The sequence below is a fragment of the Actinospica robiniae DSM 44927 genome, from assembly GCF_000504285.1.
Taxonomy (GTDB): domain Bacteria; phylum Actinomycetota; class Actinomycetes; order Streptomycetales; family Catenulisporaceae; genus Actinospica; species Actinospica robiniae.
This window is the reverse complement of the sequence record NZ_KI632511.1, coordinates 6,370,942-6,389,483: the sequence shown is the minus strand read 5'-3', so window position 1 is coordinate 6,389,483 and position 18,542 is coordinate 6,370,942. Positions and strand designations below refer to the sequence as shown.

Below are 18,542 nucleotides of genomic sequence, written 5' to 3'. Positions count from 1 at the left end.
GTCGACTGTCAGGACCGGACTTCCACCTTGTCCCCGAGGTGCAGGAACTTGTAGAAGTACTCGGCGTGCGTCAGCGACAGGTGGACGCAGCCGTGGGAACGCACGGTGACCGGGTCCTCGTGGAAGGCGTCGCCCTTGTAGAAGAAGACGCTGTAGGGCATCGGGGCGCTGTAGGTGGTCGACCAGCCGTCCACCACCTTGTAGTAGACCTTGAAGTCCCCGGCCGGCGTGGGCAGGCTGGCGCGGCCGGTGGCGACCTTGACCGGGCCGTAGACGACCTTGCCGTCCTTGAGCAGCCAGGCCTCCTGCTTGGACAGCGAGACGCAGGCTATAGCGGTCGCGTCGCAGGGCACTCCTTCGCGCTTGAGCGCGGCGTTCTTCGCGGCGAGGACGTCGGCCGCGGACTCGGTCGACGGCTTGCTCTTCGGGGTGGTCGAGGGCGTGGCGGCGGCGCTGGACTTAGAGGCCGACGGGGAGTCGGACGGCGACGGGCTCGCCGAGGTCGCGGCCGGCGAGGCGGACGGCGACGCGGACGGCGACGCGGACGGCGACGCGGACGGCGACGCGGACGGCGACGCGGCGGACGTGGTGGTGGTGGCCGCGGCGGTGGCCCCCGCGGCGTGCGCGACGGGTTCGGCTTCGGCCGTGGCCGAGCATCCGGAGGCGGCGAACGCGGAGGCGGCGAGCAGGACGCCTCCGGCGATGAACGGGATGGAACGGCGGAATGCGGACACTGCGCTCTCCCTGCGCTGACGGCGGCCCTGCCCCTCAAGCAGGTCTCACCGGGGTTGTAGCCCGATGACATGACGCCTAGCCAGGGCCTCAGGTTGATGTGTGTCCGAGTTGTTATTCAGTATGTTCAATCCTGAGACAGAACGACCCTGTTTACCTCGCCGACGGCGGCGGCGAAGCCTTCCGGCTCGACCACCTCCACCCCGGCGGCCCGCAGCCTTTCTGCGCCGTCGCACACGGCGAGCAGGGCCGGTTCGCGCCAGGCCAGCACGACCCTGGGGATGCCGGCCGCGAGGATGTGGTCGCTGCAGCTGACGGGGCGTGAGGCGCGCGGGGAACAGGGTTCGAGCGAACTGTAGATCGTCGCGGTGCGCAGCCGCGGATCGTCGTGCCCCAGCTTGGCGATGGCCACTTCTTCGGCGTGGTTGGCTGACGGATCGCCGAGCCCGTAGAGCGGTTCGCGCGAGTATCCGGTACTGAGCACGGTGCCGTCCGGCGCCGCGATGATCGCGCCGACCGAATAAGCCCTGAGCACCGGCGGGCAGGAACGGGAGAGCTCGACGGTCAGCCGCAGCAGTTCCTCGTCGGAATGGCCGCGGCGCACCAGATAACGCGAGTACTGCACGTCGCCGAGGGCGCGCGACTCGGCCAGGATCATCCGGCGGGACGGGCTCTGCGGGAACACGGCGGCGCCGGGCAGCCCGAACGCGCGCGGCGCGACGGCGTCGCCGATCAGGAAGGGCGCCGAGGCGAGCTGGATCTCGTCGACGAGGTCCGCGGCCAGAAACGCGGCGAGCACGGCGGATCCGCCCTCGACCATCAGACGTCGTACACCGCGCCGCTCGAGCTCGGCCAGCACCGCGCGCGGCTCCGGACGGCCCTCGATCACCACGGTCTCGGCGCCCGGAACCGTCAGCACCGCGGCGCCGGGATCGATCCCGCCGGCTCCGCCGAGCACCACCCGCAGCGGGCTCGGCGGCAGGCCCCTGGCCACCCGCGCGGCCCGCCGCTCGGCCGAGCGCACCAGCAGCCGCGGGTCGTCTGCGCGGACGGTGCCCGCCCCGACGAGGATCGCGTCGCATTCGGCCCGGACGGCGTCCACCCGGTCGAAGTCCGCCGGGTTGGACAGGAGCAGCCGGTTCGGCGAGGCGTCGTCGAGGAAGCCGTCCAGGGAGGCGGCGAAACTCAGCAGGACGTGCATGGGGCCGATCGTAGCGTCCCGGTCGGCCGCCGACGCCCGGCCCCTACCGGGTCAGTGCACGATGTCGTTGGAGGCGACCTGCACGCACTGGCCGGTGGTGGCGGCGTTCAGGGCCGAGGACTCGGACGGCGCGCTGGCCGCGGACGTCGCCGACGCGCCGCCGCCGCTCGCCGGGTAGCTCGTGCCGGTGCTCCAGTCCGTGCCGACGACGACCGTCACCTCGGAGTACGAGCTCGACTTCACCAGGTCCGTGCTGGGGATGCCCAGCGCGTCGGCCACCGCCGCGGCGGAGTCGGCCCGGTTGGACGGGTAGTAGACCACGGTCTTCGCGGTCGAGGCGATGTTGCCGGTGGACAGGTCGGCCGAGCTGAAGCCGGCCGAGGTCAGCGCCTCGGTCAGGTCGGCGGCGCGGCCGGAGACGCCGGTGCTGTTCAGGATCCGCGCGTGCACCTGCGAGGTGACCACGTCCGAGGCGCTGCCGGAATCGGGCGTGGCGCTGTCGGTCCCGGGGCTCGAGGTGGCGGAGTCGGCGCTCTTGGTGCCGGAGTAGGCGACGTCGTTCTTGATGTTGCTGAACATCTTCTCGGCCTGGGCCTGCTCCGGGATCACCCGCTCGGTGTTGGCCGGGTCGAGCTCCCAGGGCATGGTGACGAAGGTGACCCGGTCGGTCGGGACCTTGTTCATGGTGTTGAACAGGCTGATCAGGTTGGTCACCCCGGCCAGTCCGTTGTCCACCTGCAGCGACTTGGTCGCCGCGTTGGCTATGGAGTAGAGGTTGCCCAGGTTGGTGAGCGAGGCCTCGGAGCGCAGCTGCCGGATCATGTCGGACAGGAAGATGTGCTGCGCCTTCTCGCGGCCGAGGTCGGAGCCGTCGTAGAAGCCGTGCCGGGTGCGCACGAACTCCAGCGCCTGCTTGCCCTTGACCACCGTGGTGCCGGCGTTCAGCCGCAGGCCCGAGTCCTTGTCGTACATCGAGTCGCTCACGCACACCGGGACGCCGCCGAGCGCGTCGGACATGTTCACGACGCCCTCGAAGTCGACCTCCATGTAGTGGTCGATGGTCAGGCCGGTGAGCTTGTTCACGGTGGCGACGGTGCAGGAGGCGCCGTACTGCATCGAGGAGTTGATCATCCCGTAGTACGACTTGTTCGAGCCGCAGTCGGGGACCTGGGTCATGGTGTCCCGGGGTATGGACATGATGGTCGAGTTGGACCGGTCGGCCGCGAGGTGCACGACCATCATCACGTCCGAGTTCCCGCTGCCGCTGCTCGAGCAGTCCCCGCCGAGCGAGCAGTCCGCCGCGCTCACCCGCGCGTCCGTGCCGATGACCAGGATGTTCATGGCGGTGTCGCCGAACTTGTCCGGGGCCTCGGAGGACTGGGTGATCCCGGTCGGCAGCAGCGCGGTGTGCTTGATGTTCCCGTCGAGGTGCAGCACCAGGTAGGTGCCGAGGCCGGCCACCACGGCCACGACCGCGGCGGTGCCGATCGCGGTCCACTTCAGGATCTTGCGCCGGCGCGAGGGTGAGCCGCCGGTCCGCCCGCGCCCGCGGCGGCGCCCGCCGCCGCCCAGCTCGTCCAGGTCCAGTTCCCTGTTGACCTGGCCCTCAGGCGGCGGGTTCCACAACTCCTCGGTCTCCGAACCGCCGTCGTGCATGATCCTCGTCCTTCCCGACACGGCGGCGGCGGCCGTACCTCAGCCGCCGCGCCTGATGTCCGAAGAGAGAGACGAGGGGCGATTAGCCCCGGTTTCCCGATTTGGGGTTCGTCGCCCGGTTGTTACAGAACGGTCTACAGACCTTTACAGTCCCGCGTAGGAGTGCTTGCCGGTGAGCATCGTGTTCACACCGAAGTAGTTGAACAGCACGCAGGCGAACGCCAGCAGCGCGACGTAGGCCGCGGCCTTGCCCTTCCAGCCGTGCGTGGCCCGCGCGTGCAGGTAGGCGGCGTAGACCACCCAGACGATGAACGACCAGGTCTCCTTGGGGTCCCAGCCCCAGTACCGGCCCCAGGCCTTCTCCGCCCAGACCGCGCCGGCCATGATGGCGAAGGTCCACAGCGGGAAGATGAAGGCGATCACCCGGTACGCGGTGCGGTCCAGCGCCACCGAGGACGGCAGCCGGTCCAGGGCGTCGGTCAGCCGGGACAGCCCGCCCTCCTCGTTCGCCGCCTTGACCAGGTAGAGCAGCGTCGCCACGGTGGCCACGCCGAAGGCGCCGGTGCTGATCACAGCCGCGGTGACGTGGATGTAGAGCCAGTACGAGTGCAGCGCCGGGACCAGTTCCTCGGCGTCGGTGTAGAGCAGCGTCCAGGCGATGCCCAGGGTGATCAGCACGATGAAGGTGACCGGCAGACCGAGCCAGCGCACCTTCTTGCGCAGGCCGAGCAGGACCACGTAGGCCAGGCTCATGGCCAGCGAGGCGGCGCAGGAGAACTCGTACATGTTCGCCCACGGCACCCGGTGCGCGGCCAGGCCGCGGCAGAGCACGCCGGCGAAGTGGAAGGCGAACGCGAGCACGCTGACGATCACGGCGAAGCGGCCGACCAGTTCGGCCCGCAGGTTGCCGTTGGAGATCGTCGGCTCCTCGTCCTCGGCCACCGCGCGGGTCAGCACGGTCACGCCGTTGCCGCCGTCGGCCGCGTTCACCGACTCCACCGCCGGGGCCGCCGCCTGGCGCACCAGCCGGGCCTCCTGCTTCGAGCCGACCTGCTCGACCTTGCGGCCGAACCGGGACCGCGTGCCGAAGGCCCACTCCGCGGTGTAGGCCACGAACGCGATCGCGTACATGGTCAGCGCCAGGATGATGAACAGATTGCTGTAGTGCGCGAATGTCTCGTTGATGCTCACGCGGAGGCTCCATCGGGAACGGGACGCCGGACGGCGGCGGCCAGGGCTTGCGCGGTTTGGGTCACTTCGGCGGTGGGCGTCGCGCCCTCGGTCCGGGCCAGGCCGGCCACCTCGACCAGGCGGGTGCCGTCTTCCTGCTCGGTCACCCGCACCCAGATCCGGCGGCGGCGGATGCCGAGCGAGCCGACCAGGCCGAGCACGGCGAGCACCGCCGAGGGCAGCACCACCTTCTGGCCCGGGTCGTCGGCGATGTTGAACTGCGCCCACTGCTTGTACCCGACGAAGGTGATCGAGCCGAGCCCGCCGGGCAGGGTGGCGGTGTCGCCCACCTTCAGTTCCAGGGCGTTGCCGGAGTCGGCGCTCGAGCTCTTGGACTTCACGTCGAGCTGCTTCATCTTCGAGGTGTCCAGGCTGTAGACGCTCTGGTCCTCGCCGCCGTCCATGTTCAGGTCGCCGGAGTAGGCGGACAGGATCAGCATCGGGTTCTCCGCCGCCGGGAAGATCGACGTCGGCATGGCGCCGGTCTGCACGAACGCGTCCGGCAGGAACCAGCCGGAGAAGCCGAGGTCGGCGCCGCTGCTCGAGCCGTAGCCCGGGGCCTTGATCGCGCCGCTGGAGTTGAAGTACTCGTCGCCGTCACTCAGGAAGATCTGCGGCCCGTCGAACAGGACGTGACCCTGGCCGTCCTTGACCTCGACCACCGGGGAGTAGCCGTGGCTCTCCAGGAACACGTTCGTCCCGTTGACGTTGATCGGCTTGTTGACCTGGACGTCGACCTTGTTCGGCTTGCTGGCGGGCGTGTCGTAGAGGGTGACGTAGGCGTCGAAGGTGCGCGGCTGGGCGAACTGGTCGCCGCTCTCCTGGTAGGTGGCGGAGAACTTGTTCAGCGTGAAGCGGAAGTTCGGCAGGTCCTGCGGGCCCACGGCCGGGCCGAGGGTGAGGCTGTCGTAGTTGGCGACCGTGTCGCTGAAGCCGCCGCCCTCGGTGACCAGCACCGCGCCCTTGAAGCCGAAGAAGTGGCCCATCGCCACGCCGACCAGGATGCCGATCAGGGAGAGGTGGAAGAGCAGGTTGCCGGTCTCGCGCAGGTAGCCCTTCTCCGCCGAGATCCAGCCGTTGCCGGTGCGGTCGGTGCCGCGCACGGCCTTGAACCGGCGGGTCTTGAGCCGCTTCGCCGCCAGGGCGAGCACCTCGTCCGGCGCGGAGGTGGTGGTGAACGAGGCGTGCACCGGCAGCCGCTTGAGGTTGCGCGGCGCGGCCGGCGGGCTGGTGCGCATCGCCTTGTAGTGCGCCCACGAGCGCGGCACGATGCAGCCGATCAGCGAGATGAACAGCAGCAGGTAGATCGCGCCGAACCAGGTCGACTCGAACACGTTGAACAGCTGCAGGTCGTTGAGGATCGGCGCCCAGGTCTTGTGCGTCTGGTAGAACGTGGTGACCTTGGACGGGTCGATGCTCAGCTGGGGCAGGATCGAGCCGGGGATCGCGGCCAGCGACAGCATGAACAGCAGCACCAGCGCGATGCGCATGGAGGTCAGCTGCCGCCAGAACCAGCGCGCCATGCCGAGGGCGCCGAGGCGCGGCACCGCTATGGCGGCGTCGTCGGCCTTCGGCGCGGTGGAGAGCTTCTCCGCCCGCTCGGTCGCCAGGGCCTCGGCCGCGTCCTCGGCGGAGCCGGGCGCGACGAAGCCGCCCTCGGCGGCCTGGTCGGCCGGCGCGGTCGCGGCCGCCCCCTCGTCGGGCGCGGGTTCGGGCCCGGCCGCCTCGGCGGCCTCCTGCGCTGTCTCACTCACTTGGGCTGTCCTTCTCGTCATCCCCGCGTCCAACGGTCCTTCTACGCTCTCGCGGGAGTCACAGGGGCAGGTTGAATCCGTGCACCAGGCTCTGCATATGCGCGATCAGCTGTTGCCAGACCCCGCTGACCAGGGCCAGTCCGACCAGGGCGAGCATGCCGCCGCCGAGCCGGGTGATCGCGGTGTAGTGCCGCTTGAGCCAGCCGATCGCCTGCATCGCCCGGCCGAAGAGCAGCGCGGTGAGCAGGAACGGCAGGCCGAGACCGAGGCAGTAGAACGCGGCCAGCACCGCGCCGCGAACGGCCGTGCCCTGATCCACCGCCAGTTCCTGGACCACCGCCAGGGTCGGCCCGAGGCAGGGGGTCCAGCCGAGGCCGAAGACCACCCCGAGCAGCGGCGCGCCGACCAGTCCCATCGCCGGGCGGTAGTGCACCCGCGCGTCGCGCATCAGCAGGGAGCTCCAGCGGTCCGGCACCAGGCCGGCGAAGAAGACCCCCATCAGGATCATGACCAGGCCGAAGGCTATGTCCAGCCCGCGCTGATGGGCCAGCAGATGCGCGCCCGCGTAGCCGAAGGCGGCCCCGGCGGAGACGAACACGGCGGAGAAGCCCAGCACGAACAGCAGCGCGCCGAGCAGCGTCCGGTGCCGGGCGCCGAAGCGCGACCACCGCCCGGCCGCGGCCTCGCCGTCGGCCGCGGTCCGCTCGGCCGACTGCCGGTCCTGCGCGTCCACCGCGGACATGCCGGTGACGTAGGAGAGGTAGCCGGGCACCAGCGGCAGCACGCACGGCGAGGCGAAGGAGACCGCCCCGGCGGCGACGGCCACCGGGACCGCGAGCAGCAGCGAGCCGCTGTAGATCAGGGGCTGGACAGACGACACCGGTCAGCTCCCGAGGACGTAGTCGAGCTCTTTGGCGAGCTCGGGCTCGGTGATGCTGCCGAGGCAGCGCACCGCGACCTTGCCGTTCGCGTCCACGATCACGGTGGCCGGAACGCTGGTGGCCGGGATGATCTGCTTGAGGTCGAGCACCAGCGTCTCGTTCGGGTCCTGCAGCGAGGGGTAGCCGATGTCGAAGTGCGCCTGGTAGGTCAGCGCCGCGGCGTTGTCGTCCCGGGTGTTGATGCCGAGGAACTGCACGCCCTTGCCCTCGTACTTCTGGTACGTCTCGGCCAGGCTCGCGGCCTCCTCCCGGCACGGCGTGCACCAGGAGCCCCAGACGTTGATCACGGTCACGTGCCCCGAGTACGACGTCGTGTACGCGGCGCCGTCCAGCGTGCTGCCGGCCAGCTTGGGGGCGGCCTGCCGGTCCGCCGCCTTGATCTGGGTGATACCGGTGGCGACGTTGACGTACCCGATGTTGCCCCCGTCGGAGCTGCCCGAGCCGGAACAGCCGGCCAGCAGCGCTGCGGCGGCGGACAGCGAGAGCGCGAGCGCTCCGGCCCGACGGCCTGGGTTCGATGCGACCATGCGAAGAGTCTCGCACGGCCGATTTCGGACGAAGCCGTCGGGTCAGCCGTTCTCAGGCTGACTCAGGTGAGGGCCCCTGCGGCCGCCGTCAGGCCCCCGCGACGAACTTCTTGGTGGCCTTGATCGGCAGCAGGTCCCCGGAGGGCTCGTGGTACTCGAGCCCGACGAGCTGCTCGCCCACGAACACGAACGAGGTGACCGAGGCCAGCGAGCACTGCCGCTTGCGCGGGTCGTGCCACAGCGGCCGGTGCTCCGCGGCGAGCCGGGAGACCCAGATCGGCAGCTGGTGGCTGACGCACACCGCCTCGTGTCCGAGCGCGTTGTCCCGGGCCGTCTCGATCGCGGCGCGCATCCGGGCCACCTGCTCCTTGTACGGCTCGCCCCAGGACGGGCGCAGCGGGTTGTAGAGCTTGGGCCACGTCTGCGGCTTCTTGAGCACCCCGTCACCGACGCTGAAGCGCTTGCCCTCGAAGAAGTTCGCCGCCTCGATCAGCCGGCCGTCGGTGGCCACCTCGAGGTCGCGCCGGGCCGCGATCGGCGCCGCGGTCTCCTGCGCCCGGTCCAGCGGCGAGGCGACCACGTGCACCACGTCGCGCTCGGCGAAGAACTCGGCACCGCGCTCGGCCATCTTGCGGCCGAGCTCGGACAGGTGGAAGTCGGGCAGGCGTCCGTAGAGGATGCCCTGGGGGTTGTGCACCTCGCCGTGGCGCATCACGTGCACGACGGTCTTGACCCCGGGATCGATCTGCGTCATGTCGCTCATCCTACGAGTGCGCGGCGGCTGCTCGGGCCGCCGCGGGCAGCGCGTCCGCGATCCGGGCCACCGCGGCGTCGTCGTGCGCGGCCGAGACGAACCAGGCCTCGAACGCGCTCGGCGGCAGGTAGACGCCGTGGGCGAGCATGGCGTGGAAGAAGGCCTTGAACCGGTCGGTGTCCTGGGTCTTCGCGGTGGCGTAGTCCACCACCTCGGCGTCGGTGAAGAAGATCGAGAACATGGTGCCGGCGAACTGCACCCGGTGCGCCACGCCCTCGCGGGCGAGGGCCTCGGAGGCCAGGGACGCGATCGTCTTCGCGGTCGCCTCCAGATGGGTGTAGACCTCCGGGGTGCAGTGCCGCAGCGTGGCCAGGCCCGCCGCGGTGGCCACCGGGTTCCCGGAGAGCGTGCCGGCCTGGTAGACCGGGCCGTTCGGGGCGAGCTGGGCCATCACCTCGGCCCGGCCGCCGAACGCGGCGGTCGGGAAGCCGCCGCCCATGACCTTGCCGAAGGTCATCAGGTCCGGCACCACCCCGTCGATGCCGAACCAGCCCTCGCGCGAGGTGCGGAAGCCGGTCATCACCTCGTCGGAGATGTAGAGCGCGCCGTGGGTGTGGCACAACTCACGCAGACCCGCGTTGAAGCCCGGCAGCGGCGGGACCACGCCCATGTTCCCGGCGGCCGCCTCGGTGATCACGCACGCGATCTCGCCACCGTGCTCGGCGAACGCGGCCCGTACCGCGTCGAGGTCGTTGTACGGCAGCACGATGGTGTCGCCGGTCTGCGTGCCGGTCACCCCGGGGGTGTCCGGCAGGGCGAGCGTCGCGAGGCCGGAGCCGGCCGCCGCGAGCAGCGCGTCGACGTGGCCGTGGTAGCAGCCGGCGAACTTCACCACCTTGGAGCGGCCCGTGTAGCCGCGGGCGAGCCGGATCGCGGACATGGTGGCCTCGGTGCCGGAGGAGACCAGCCGCACCTGCTCGACCGGCGCGATCCGGGCCGTGATCTCCTCGGCCAGCGCCACCTCGCCCTCGCTCGGCGTGCCGAAGGACGTGCCGTGGGCCAGCGCGGCGCCCGCCGCCTCGAGCACGGCCGGGTGCGCGTGCCCGAGGATCATCGGCCCCCAGGAGCAGACCAGGTCGACGTACTCGCGCCCGTCCGCGTCGGTGAGGTAGGCGCCCTTGCCGGACACCATGAACCGGGGCGTGCCGCCCACGCCGCGGAACGCGCGCACCGGCGAGTTGACCCCGCCGGGGGTGACCAGCTGGGCGCGGTCGAAGAGTCTGGCCGAGGCGGGGGCGTCGTAGTCGTAGCTCACCGTCCCAGTCTCTCATCGGCTCCCTGCAACCCGGGCACGCCGGGGGCGCTCAGAGTGGGTATGGATGAGGATTTCGCGGCCTTCGCCCGCGAGCGACAACAACAGCTCTACCGGACCGCGTACCTGCTGTGCGGCAACCGGGACCGGGCCCAGGACCTGGTCCAGTCCACCCTGGTGGCGTTGCTGAAGTCCTGGAACCGGGTGCGGGACGCGGACAATCCCGACGGCTACGTGCACACGGCGCTGGTGCGCACGTTCCTGTCCGAGCGGCGCCGGCTGCGGCGCGAGGCGGAGATCCACACGCTGGCGAGCAGCCGGTCCGCGGCGCACCACGCCCCCGCGCACGACGCGACGACGGATCTGCGGCTGACGATCCTTCAGGCCCTCCGGCAGCTGCCGCCCAAGCCGCGGGCGATGGTGATCCTGCGCTACTGGGAGGACCTGACGATCGAGCAGACCGCGGCGGCGCTCGGCTGCAGCGAGGGCAACGTGAAAAGCCAGTGCTCCAGATCCCTGGAGAAACTCAGGAACCTGCTCGGCGATCAGTTCACCGAACTCGTCGCGCACTGAAACGAAGAAGGAGAGCACCATGGACCTGCACGAACTGATGGGCACGGCCGTCGCCGACCTGCCCGAACTGCCCGACCAGCTCGACGACGTGGAGCGCGTCCACCGTCGGCGCACCGCCGCCAAGCGCGCCACCCTCGTCAGCGTGAGCACGGCGCTGGTGCTCGGCGTCGGCACGCTCACCATCGCCTCGCCCTGGGCGCATCCGGGCTCCGACCACGCTGCCGTAGGGTCCGAGGACTCGGGCGGACCAGGGCAGGTGACACGACCTCAGCCGACCGGCTCGGGCCCCCGGACACCGACGGTCTCGGCCTCGCAGCTCTCCCGGTTCGAGGAGAGCGCGACCTCGACGCTGCAGTCGATCTGGCCCTATCCGGACCAGAAGGTCACCTGGAATCCGGACCCGAACGGCGGCCCGTACCCGGACCTGGACTACCAGATCGACACACCGCACGGGAAGATCACGTTCTGGGTCTACTACTCCGTCGGCTTCGGCAGCCACCCCCCGGACGCACCCACCGGAAACGCCGTCTACGCCGTCGTCACCATCGGCGAGAACAGCTCCGGCAACCCCTCGGTGATGGTCGAGTCCTGGCAGGGCCCGAACGAGTTCCTCACCTTTCAGATCGACGGCGCGGTCAGCGAGATGACCAAGACGCAGTGGACCGCGTTCGGGTCCTCGCCGAAACTGCTCGGCCTCTACCAGGACGCCAAGCAACTGGGCCTGGAAGGCTCCTGACGCCGCGTCGGCTCAGACGCCCGCGTGGTACCGGTTCTGCGCGGTCTCCAGCGGGCCGGTGAGCAGCGCCTCGACGGCGTCGGCGGCCCGGTCGACGTTCAGCGCGAGTTCCTTGGCCTCGGTGGAGGAGAAGGGCTTGAGCACGAAGTCGGCCGGGTCCTGGCGGCCCGGCGGGCGGCCGATGCCGACCCGCACCCGCAGGTACTCGCGGGAGCCGAGGGACTTGGTGAGCGACTTCAGCCCGTTGTGCCCGCCGTCGCCGCCGCCGCGCTTGAGCCGCAGGGCGCCGAAGTCGATGTCGAGCTCGTCGTGCACGACGACGATCTGCTCGAGCGGGACCTTGTAGAAGTTCTGGGCGGCGGCGGCCGGGCCGCCGGAGAGGTTCATGTAGGACTGCGGCTTGACCAGCACCACCCGCTGGCCGGCGATCCGGCCCTCGAGCACGTGCGCGCCGCCCTTGCCGGCCTTGAACCGGCCGGACATCCGCTCGGCGAGCAGGTCGACGACCATGAAGCCGGCGTTGTGCCGGGTGGCGGCGTAGCCGGGCCCGGGGTTTCCGAGCCCGACCACCAACCAGGGTTCGTTCATGCGTGCAGAATACGCAGACTACTCGGCGTCCGCTTCGCCCTCTTCGCCCTCGGCCTCGGCGCCCTCTTCGGCCTCGCCCTCGGCGGGCTCCTCCTCGACCAGGTTCGCGGCCGGGGTGAGCACGTGCACGACGACGGCCTCGGCGTCGGTGACCAGCGAGACGCCGTTGGGCAGCGAGACCTGGCCGGCGAGGACCTGCTGGCCCTCCTCCAGGCCCTGGACCGAGACCTCGAAGGAGGCCGGGATGTGGGTGGCCTCGGCCTCGACCGAGAGCGAGGTCGCCACCAGCTCGAGCAGGCCGCCCGGGGCGATGTCGCCGGTGGTGATCACCGGCACGTCCACGGTGACCTTCTCGCCGCGGCGCACGAGCAGCAGGTCGACGTGCTCGAGGGTGCGCCGGACCGGGTCCTTCTGCACGGCCTTCGGGATGGCCAGCTGGCTCTTGCCGCCGAAGTCCAGGTTCAGCAGGACGTTCGGGGTCTTGAGCGCGAGGAAGAGCTCGTGCTCCGGCAGGGAGAGGTGCACGACCTCTTCCTTGTGCCCGTAGAGCACGGCCGGGATGCGGCCGTCGCGGCGCAGCTGGCGAGCCGCGCCCTTGCCGAAGTTCTCGCGCGCCTCGGCGCTTATCTTGATCTCGGACATGGTGATGCCTCCTTGGTGGGGTCGGTTTCAGCCTGGACGATCTGGCGAATCGACCCCGCGCGCGGCGGGTGGCCCCGTCCGCGCCTGGAGCGCGATCAGCACGTCGATCACGGAGCCCGTCGGCAGCGCGGATGCGCCGCCGGCCACTCCCTCGCCGGGCGTTGCGGAAAGTCTAGCGGGTCGGGCGCGGCCTCCCGGCCACGCCCTCGAACGTGCGGGGTCTAGGCGACGCCCTCGAACATCGAGGTCACCGAGCCGTTGTCGAAGACCTCCGAGATGGCCTGGGCCACGATCGGGGCGACCGAGAGCACGGTGAGCTTGTCGAAGCGGCGCTCGTCCGGCAGCGGCAGGGTGTCGGTGACGATGACCTTGCTCACCCGGGAGTTCTTGAGCCGGTCCACCGCCGGGCCGGAGAAGACCGCGTGGGTGGCGACTATGACGACCTCGGCCGCGCCGTTCTCGTAGAGCGCGTCGGCGGCGGCGCAGATGGTGCCGGCGGTGTCGATCATGTCGTCGACCAGGACGCAGACCCGGTCCTTGATGTCGCCGACGATCTCGTGCACGGAGACCTGGTTGGCCACGTTGACGTCGCGGCGCTTGTGCACGATGGCCAGCGGCGCGGCGAGCTTGTCGCACCACTTGTCCGCCACCTTCACCCGGCCCGCGTCCGGGGAGACGATGGTCAGCCGCTCCCGGTCGATGTTCTCCCGGATGTAGTCGACCAGCAGCGGCATCGCCCACAGGTGGTCGACCGGGCCGTCGAAGTAGCCCTGGATCTGGTCGGTGTGCAGGTCGATGGCCATCAGCCGGTTCGCGCCCGCCTGCTTGAACAGGTCCGCCATCAGCCGGGCCGAGATCGGCTCGCGGCCGCGGTGCTTCTTGTCCTGCCGGGCGTAGCCGTAGAACGGCATGATCACGGTGATGGTCTTGGCCGAGGCGCGCTTGAGCGCGTCGACCATGATCAGCTGCTCCATGATCCACTGGTTGATCGGAGCGGCGTGGCTCTGCAGCACGAACGCGTCGCTGCCGCGCACCGACTCCTCGAAGCGGACGTAGATCTCGCCGTTGGCGAAGTCTCTGGCCTGGGTCGGCGCGAGCTCTATGCCGAGCTGGTCGGCCACGGCCTCGGCCAGATCCGGATGCGCCCGGCCGGAGAACAGCATCAGTTTCTTCTGGCCGGTGGCCTCGATCCCGGTCACTGCGAGATGCTCCCTTAACGGCTTCGACGGGTTGTGCCCGATCCTGTGGCGTATTCGGTGGAACCGGGGGCTGCCACCCGTTCCGTCGCCAGACGGAGGGATCTGCCCCGCCCTATTGTCGCAGAAATTGTCCGGCCCTCACCCCGCCGGACACCGTACGGCGGTGTGGGGTTCATCCCGATTGCCGGGATCGGACCCCGCACCCGCCGTTCGGCGTCGGTGCGGACGGCTCAGTCGCCCGGCGCTTCCTCGGCCGAGCCGGTCCGGCCGGCCTCGCGGGCGAGCGCGGCGGCCTGCGCGGCCTTGCTGCCGGGCCGCTTGCGCTCGATGTAGCCGGCGATGTTGCGCTGCCGGCCGCGGGCCACGGCCAGCTCGCCGGGGCCGACCGCGCTGTTGACCGCGGATCCGGCCGCGACGAACGCGCCGTCCTCGAGCTTGACCGGCGCGATCAGCACGCTGTTCGAACCGACGAAGACGTAGTCGCCGATCTCGGTGCGGTGCTTGGCCACGCCGTCGTAGTTCGCCGTGATGGTGCCGGCGCCGAGGTTGCAGCCGACGCCGATGCGGGTGTCGCCGACGTACGACAGGTGCGGCACCTTCGAGCCCTCGCCGAGCTCCGCGTTCTTCATCTCCACGAAGCCGCCGGCCTTGGCGCGGAGGCCGAGCCGGGTGCCGGGGCGCAGGTAGGTGTACGGGCCGACGGTCGCCTCCGGGCCGATCTCGGCGCCCTCGCTGGTGGTGTTGACGACCACCGCGCCGGTGCCCACGATCGTGTCGGTGAGCGTGCAGTTCGGCCCGACCTCGGCGCCCTCGCCGATCACGGTGGTGCCGTGCAGCTGGGTGTTGGGGTGCAGCACGGCGTCGCGCTCGAGGGTGACCTGCACGTCGATGAAGGTGGTGGCCGGGTCGATGACGGACACGCCCTCGCGCATCCAGTGCTCGTTGATCCGGCGGTTGAGCAGCCGGCGCATCTCGGCCAGCTGCACCCGGTCGTTCACGCCCAGGGTCTCGTGCCAGTCCTCGACCACGTGCGCGCCGACGGCCAGGCCGTCCTGCACGGCGATGCCGAGCACGTCGGTCAGGTACTCCTCGCCCTGCGAGTTGTCCCGCCGGACCCGGCCGAGGGCCTCGCGCAGCACCTTGGCGTCGAAGGCGAACAGCCCGGAGTTGATCTCGGTGATCTCGGCCTGCGCGGCGTCGGCGTCCCGCTGCTCGACGATCGCGACCACGGCCCCGTCCTCACGCACGATCCGGCCGTAGCCGGCCGGGTCCGGCACGATCGCGCTGAGCACGGTGACCGCGCGTCCGGCGCCCTCGTGCGCGGCCAGCAGCGCGCGCAGGGTGGCCGGGGTGAGCAGCGGAGCGTCGCCGGTGACGACCAGGACCGTGCCGTCGAGCTCCTGCTCGGCGCCCAGCGCCTCCATCGCGATGCGGGTGGCGTGCCCGGTGCCGTGCTGCTCCTCCTGGACCACGGCCCGCACCGCCGGCTCCGCCTCGGCCAGGTACGCGGCCACCTGCTCGCGCCCGTGGCCCACCACCACCGCGAGCTCCCGCGGCTCGAGCGCCCGGGCCGCCGCCACGACGTGGCCCACCAGGGGCCGTCCGCACAGTTCGTGCAGCACCTTGGGGGTGGCCGATTTCATCCGGGTACCGCCGCCGGCGGCGAGGACGATGACCGCGGCGGGTCGATTCTCAGTGGGCACGTTGACTGCCTCCACGTCGACGAGGGTTTCGCCGCCGAGCCTACCGGCTGGCCGTGAACGCAGGGTGCCGCCGTGATCTTGCAGGTAGGCCGTCCAGGCCACGGCTTCGCACCGCCGCCGGGTCCGACGCCGGTGTGCGGGCACGGCCTCGGTGCTCCCGGGGGAGGATTCGAACCTCCGTACTCAGAACCAAAATCTGATGTCCTGCCGCTAGACGACCCGGGATCGCCGCGTTCCTCCGCCCTGGGCGAGGGATCGCGATCCATGATGCCGTATGCGCGCACCCGGCCGCCAACGCGTTGCCGCGCGGGCCGGACGGCGCGCCTGACGGAGGGTCAGGGCAGGTCGAGGATCTTCTCGCGGACGGCGTACATGACCGCTTCCATCCGCGAGTGCAGCTGGAGCTTCTCCAGGATGTTGCGCACGTGGTTCTTGACCGTGTTCTCGCTGATGAACAGGGTCTTGGCGATCTTGCTGTTGTTCGCGCCGGTGGCGATCAGCTTGAGCACCTCGAGCTCGCGGTCGGTCAGCCGCGGCGCCGGCGGGCCCGGGTTCTTGCGGTCCTCGCCGTGGCGCACCATGGTGGCGAACTCGGTCAGCAGCTTCGCCGCCATGGGCGGGGAGATCAGCGACTGGCCGCCGACCACGGCGCGGATCGAGTCGGCGATCTCGTGTGGGGCGATGCCCTTGAGCAGGTAGCCCGACGCCCCGGCCTTGATCGCCTGGTAGAGGTCGTCCTCTTCCTCGCTCATGGTGAGCATGACGATCCGGGTGGACGGGGCGACCTCCTTGATCGCCGCGGCGGCCTGGATCCCGCCGCCGATCCCGTCGCGCGAGGGCATCTTGACGTCGAGCAGCACCAGGTCCGGCAGCAGCTCGGCCGCCTTGGCCACCGCCTCGCTGCCGTCCGCCGCCTCGCCGACCACGGCGATGTCCGGCTCGGTCTGCAGCACGATGTCCAGCCCCCGGCGCAACAGCGCGTGGTCGTCCACCAGCAGAACCCTGATCGGTTCGTCGTCTCCGCGCTGCGCCGGCACCGCGGGCCCTGGCCGAGTCCCGGTCATCCAAGCCCCTCCCTCGGACTCCACCGCTCGCCGTGTGTCCGGCCGGAACTCGACCGGACACACCGCGTAGTCGGACCATCATCGTCTGGGGTCGATGACTCCTGATAATAGCCCTCCGCGCGACGTGCATACGCACACTTGCACGCGCGGGGCCGCGAGCGGGCGGATCACTCTACCGGATCGGCGGGGTCAGGCCGCGGCCCGGCCGAGTTCCGCCTCGTACTGGCTGTAGTGGGACGCGTCCTCGTCGAGACGGATCACGCCGTAGTCGTAGCCGCGCCTGCGGTAGACCACCGAGGGCAGTTTGCTCTCCGAGTCCACGAACAGGAAGAAGTCGTGGCCGACCAGCTCCATCTCGTAGAGCGCCTGGTCCAGGGCCATCGGCCGGGCCGCGTGGGTCTTCTCCCGCACCACCAGCGGCCCCTCGCCCTCGACCTCGATCGAGCCGACCATGTGCCGCTCGTGCCCGCCCACCCGGGTCTCGCTCGGCGGCAGGAAGTCGCCGGCCTCGGGCCCGGCCAGATCCGCGGTGGCCACCGCCACCGAGACCGGGCTGCGCCGGCCGTGGTGCACCCGGCGCCGGTCGGCGGCCCGGCGCATCCGCGCCTCGAGCTTGCCGACGGCCATGTCCAGCGCGGCGTAGGCGTCCTGGGCGCAGGCCTCCGCACGGATCACCGGCCCGCGGGTGCGCATGGTGAGCTCGACCCGCTCCGAGCGGCCGTTCTGACGGGGGTTGCGCTCCTTCGAGAGTTCGACGTCGAGGCTGATCACCTTGTGGTCGTAGCGCTCGACCCGGCTGAGCTTCTCCTCGACGTGCTTGCGGAACCTGTCGGTCACCTCAGCCTTGCGACCCTTCACGACGATCTCCACGGGTGCATCCCTCTCGCTCGTTCCGTCAGGCTTGATCGACCATACGCCCGAACCATCCGCGGATGAATGGAAATGCGGGGATAGAAGCCTCTCGTTTAGAGCGGATCGGTTCGGGTAGCGCGGCCCCGCGGGCCGCCCCTGGCTGATCGTGTTTCCTCGTATTCAGGAAACTAATCCCCTGGGCCCGCATACGGTAGAGCCAAGCGGCTCCCGCTCATCCACGCGGGTGAAAGATGAGATACACCCAGCGTTCACCGCGACGGGCTCTGGCGCAACCGGGACGCGGCCAGCACCGCGGCGCCCACCGGCGTGCTCCCGGCCGCGCTCAGCGCCCGGGCCGCCTCGGCCAGCGTCGCCCCGCTGGTGACCACGTCGTCCAGGAGCACCACGGCCCGCTCCCCGAGCAGCCGCGCGCTGCCCCCGCGCACGGCGAGCGCGCCGGCCAGGTTCTCGGCCCGCGCCCGGCGGCCGAGCCCGGCCTGGTCGGCCACCTTGCGCCGGTGGGTGAGCGCGGGCAGCACCGCGGCGCTGCGGCCGGACTCGCGCAGCCGCCGGGCGGCCACCCGGGCCATCCGCAGCATCGGGTCCTGGCCGCGCCGCAGCGTGGCCGCGCGGGTCGAGGGCACCGGCACCAGCCAGAGCGGGTCGGCCCCGGCCGCGGCCGCCTCCGCCGCCCGGGCCAGCTCCTCGCCGAGCGGGCGGGCGAGGTCGAGCCGGCCGTGCTCCTTCTGCGCGATGATGATCTCCGGCACCGGGTCCAGGTACGCCGCGAGCGCGTGCACCGGCGGCACCGGGCCCAGCCCGGCCTCCGGCCGCGGCAGCCGGGCGGGCAGCGGCGGACCGGACAGGCTCAGCGCGCACAGGGTGCACAGCCCGGCCAGCCCGGATCGGGACCTCGACTCGCCGCAACCCGCGCATTCCAGCGGCAGCAGCAGGTCAGCCAGCAGCAGTCCCCAGCTCTTGAGCCTCATCTGACTGATGATAGGGCGGCCGCTGAGCAGACGTCAGTACCCACGAGCGCGCCGATCCGCAAGCGCACGCACGGATGCGCCGACGTGCG

At 71.0% G+C, this 18,542-nt stretch carries 19 protein-coding genes and 1 tRNA gene; 3 read left to right on the top strand and 17 right to left on the bottom strand.

From position 1 onward, the window contains the following. Positions 1 to 8 precede the first annotated feature (8 nt). Positions 9 to 353, bottom strand: a complete 345-nt coding sequence (locus ACTRO_RS27315; RefSeq protein WP_034267586.1) for a L,D-transpeptidase — start codon at positions 351 to 353, stop codon at positions 9 to 11. A gap of 10 nt (positions 354 to 363) precedes the next feature. Between ACTRO_RS27315 and ACTRO_RS27310 the strand changes: the two genes are divergently transcribed. After that, positions 364 to 753 carry a hypothetical protein gene (locus ACTRO_RS27310; RefSeq protein ID WP_034267583.1) on the top strand — a complete coding sequence of 130 codons (390 nt, stop codon included), beginning with the start codon at positions 364 to 366 and terminating at the stop codon, positions 751 to 753. 106 nt (positions 754 to 859) lie between these two features. Here the strand turns inward: ACTRO_RS27310 and ACTRO_RS27305 are convergent, their stop codons facing one another. The 8 genes from ACTRO_RS27305 to hemL form a co-directional block, all read right to left on the bottom strand. After that, positions 860 to 1,933, bottom strand: a complete 1,074-nt coding sequence (locus tag ACTRO_RS27305) for a dihydrofolate reductase family protein (RefSeq protein WP_034267580.1) — start codon at positions 1,931 to 1,933, stop codon at positions 860 to 862. Between the two features lie 51 nt (positions 1,934 to 1,984). Further along, positions 1,985 to 3,589, bottom strand: a complete 1,605-nt coding sequence (locus tag ACTRO_RS27300; protein WP_084316551.1) for an LCP family protein — start codon at positions 3,587 to 3,589, stop codon at positions 1,985 to 1,987. Between the two features lie 144 nt (positions 3,590 to 3,733). After that, positions 3,734 to 4,780, bottom strand: a complete 1,047-nt coding sequence (gene ccsB, locus ACTRO_RS27295) for a c-type cytochrome biogenesis protein CcsB (RefSeq protein ID WP_034267577.1) — start codon at positions 4,778 to 4,780, stop codon at positions 3,734 to 3,736. Continuing rightward, positions 4,777 to 6,573, bottom strand: a complete 1,797-nt coding sequence (gene resB, locus ACTRO_RS27290) for a cytochrome c biogenesis protein ResB (protein WP_051451469.1) — start codon at positions 6,571 to 6,573, stop codon at positions 4,777 to 4,779. Before resB ends, ccsB begins: the two co-directional genes overlap by 4 nt. A gap of 58 nt (positions 6,574 to 6,631) precedes the next feature. After that, entirely contained in the window at positions 6,632 to 7,453 is an 822-nt protein-coding gene (locus ACTRO_RS27285) for a cytochrome c biogenesis CcdA family protein (protein WP_034267574.1), read from the bottom strand. A 3-nt stretch (positions 7,454 to 7,456) separates the two neighbouring features. Next, positions 7,457 to 8,041 carry a TlpA family protein disulfide reductase gene (locus tag ACTRO_RS27280; protein ID WP_034267572.1) on the bottom strand — a complete coding sequence of 195 codons (585 nt, stop codon included), beginning with the start codon at positions 8,039 to 8,041 and terminating at the stop codon, positions 7,457 to 7,459. A gap of 88 nt (positions 8,042 to 8,129) precedes the next feature. Beyond that, positions 8,130 to 8,804 carry a histidine phosphatase family protein gene (locus ACTRO_RS27275; protein ID WP_034267570.1) on the bottom strand — a complete coding sequence of 225 codons (675 nt, stop codon included), beginning with the start codon at positions 8,802 to 8,804 and terminating at the stop codon, positions 8,130 to 8,132. 1 nt (position 8,805) lies between these two features. Next, complete coding sequence (gene hemL / locus ACTRO_RS27270) at positions 8,806 to 10,110, bottom strand: glutamate-1-semialdehyde 2,1-aminomutase (RefSeq protein ID WP_034267568.1); 1,305 nt, start codon at positions 10,108 to 10,110, stop codon at positions 8,806 to 8,808. 60 nt (positions 10,111 to 10,170) lie between these two features. Between hemL and ACTRO_RS27265 the strand changes: the two genes are divergently transcribed. Together ACTRO_RS27265 and ACTRO_RS27260 are read left to right on the top strand one after the other, a co-directional pair. After that, positions 10,171 to 10,680 (top strand): SigE family RNA polymerase sigma factor, encoded by a 510-nt coding sequence (locus ACTRO_RS27265; protein WP_034267565.1) that lies wholly within the window; start codon positions 10,171 to 10,173, stop codon positions 10,678 to 10,680. A 19-nt stretch (positions 10,681 to 10,699) separates the two neighbouring features. Next, on the top strand, positions 10,700 to 11,416 hold the full coding sequence (locus ACTRO_RS27260) for a hypothetical protein (RefSeq protein WP_034267563.1): 717 nt from the start codon (positions 10,700 to 10,702) through the stop codon (positions 11,414 to 11,416). Between the two features lie 12 nt (positions 11,417 to 11,428). Here ACTRO_RS27260 and pth read toward each other — a convergent pair whose 3' ends face one another. From pth to ACTRO_RS27220, 8 genes are all read right to left on the bottom strand, one after another. Beyond that, positions 11,429 to 12,004 (bottom strand): aminoacyl-tRNA hydrolase, encoded by a 576-nt coding sequence (pth, locus tag ACTRO_RS27255; protein WP_034267561.1) that lies wholly within the window; start codon positions 12,002 to 12,004, stop codon positions 11,429 to 11,431. An 18-nt stretch (positions 12,005 to 12,022) separates the two neighbouring features. Next, a complete protein-coding gene (locus ACTRO_RS27250) occupies positions 12,023 to 12,646 on the bottom strand; it encodes a 50S ribosomal protein L25/general stress protein Ctc (RefSeq protein WP_034267559.1) in 624 nt (207 codons plus the stop codon). 221 nt (positions 12,647 to 12,867) lie between these two features. After that, the gene (locus tag ACTRO_RS27245; protein WP_034267555.1) at positions 12,868 to 13,845 is read right to left on the bottom strand and encodes a ribose-phosphate diphosphokinase; all 978 of its coding nucleotides are present in this window, start codon (positions 13,843 to 13,845) and stop codon (positions 12,868 to 12,870) included. Positions 13,846 to 14,075: 230 nt separating this feature from the next. Beyond that, positions 14,076 to 15,548 carry a bifunctional UDP-N-acetylglucosamine diphosphorylase/glucosamine-1-phosphate N-acetyltransferase GlmU gene (gene glmU, locus ACTRO_RS27240; protein WP_034276986.1) on the bottom strand — a complete coding sequence of 491 codons (1,473 nt, stop codon included), beginning with the start codon at positions 15,546 to 15,548 and terminating at the stop codon, positions 14,076 to 14,078. A gap of 154 nt (positions 15,549 to 15,702) precedes the next feature. After that, positions 15,703 to 15,773, bottom strand: a tRNA-Gln gene (locus tag ACTRO_RS27235). A gap of 110 nt (positions 15,774 to 15,883) precedes the next feature. Beyond that, positions 15,884 to 16,612, bottom strand: a complete 729-nt coding sequence (locus ACTRO_RS27230) for a response regulator (protein WP_051451468.1) — start codon at positions 16,610 to 16,612, stop codon at positions 15,884 to 15,886. A gap of 189 nt (positions 16,613 to 16,801) precedes the next feature. Next, positions 16,802 to 17,482: a ribosome hibernation-promoting factor, HPF/YfiA family gene (gene hpf / locus ACTRO_RS27225; RefSeq protein WP_051451467.1), complete on the bottom strand. Its 681-nt coding sequence runs from the start codon at positions 17,480 to 17,482 to the stop codon at positions 16,802 to 16,804. A gap of 251 nt (positions 17,483 to 17,733) precedes the next feature. Next, positions 17,734 to 18,453 (bottom strand): ComF family protein, encoded by a 720-nt coding sequence (locus ACTRO_RS27220; protein WP_034267552.1) that lies wholly within the window; start codon positions 18,451 to 18,453, stop codon positions 17,734 to 17,736. Positions 18,454 to 18,542 lie beyond the last annotated feature (89 nt).

Coding starts and splice junctions, on each gene's coding strand:
- ACTRO_RS27250 (WP_034267559.1), bottom strand. CDS start 12,646: ATGTCCGAGATCAAGATAAGCGCCGAGGCGCGCGAGAACTTCGGCAAG.
- ACTRO_RS27275 (WP_034267570.1), bottom strand. CDS start 8,804: ATGAGCGACATGACGCAGATCGATCCCGGGGTCAAGACCGTCGTGCAC.
- ACTRO_RS27260 (WP_034267563.1), top strand. CDS start 10,700: ATGGACCTGCACGAACTGATGGGCACGGCCGTCGCCGACCTGCCCGAA.
- ACTRO_RS27265 (WP_034267565.1), top strand. CDS start 10,171: ATGGATGAGGATTTCGCGGCCTTCGCCCGCGAGCGACAACAACAGCTC.
- ACTRO_RS27280 (WP_034267572.1), bottom strand. CDS start 8,041: ATGGTCGCATCGAACCCAGGCCGTCGGGCCGGAGCGCTCGCGCTCTCG.
- ACTRO_RS27305 (WP_034267580.1), bottom strand. CDS start 1,933: ATGCACGTCCTGCTGAGTTTCGCCGCCTCCCTGGACGGCTTCCTCGAC.
- pth (WP_034267561.1), bottom strand. CDS start 12,004: ATGAACGAACCCTGGTTGGTGGTCGGGCTCGGAAACCCCGGGCCCGGC.
- ACTRO_RS27220 (WP_034267552.1), bottom strand. CDS start 18,453: ATGAGGCTCAAGAGCTGGGGACTGCTGCTGGCTGACCTGCTGCTGCCG.
- ACTRO_RS27230 (WP_051451468.1), bottom strand. CDS start 16,612: ATGACCGGGACTCGGCCAGGGCCCGCGGTGCCGGCGCAGCGCGGAGAC.
- ACTRO_RS27300 (WP_084316551.1), bottom strand. CDS start 3,589: ATGCACGACGGCGGTTCGGAGACCGAGGAGTTGTGGAACCCGCCGCCT.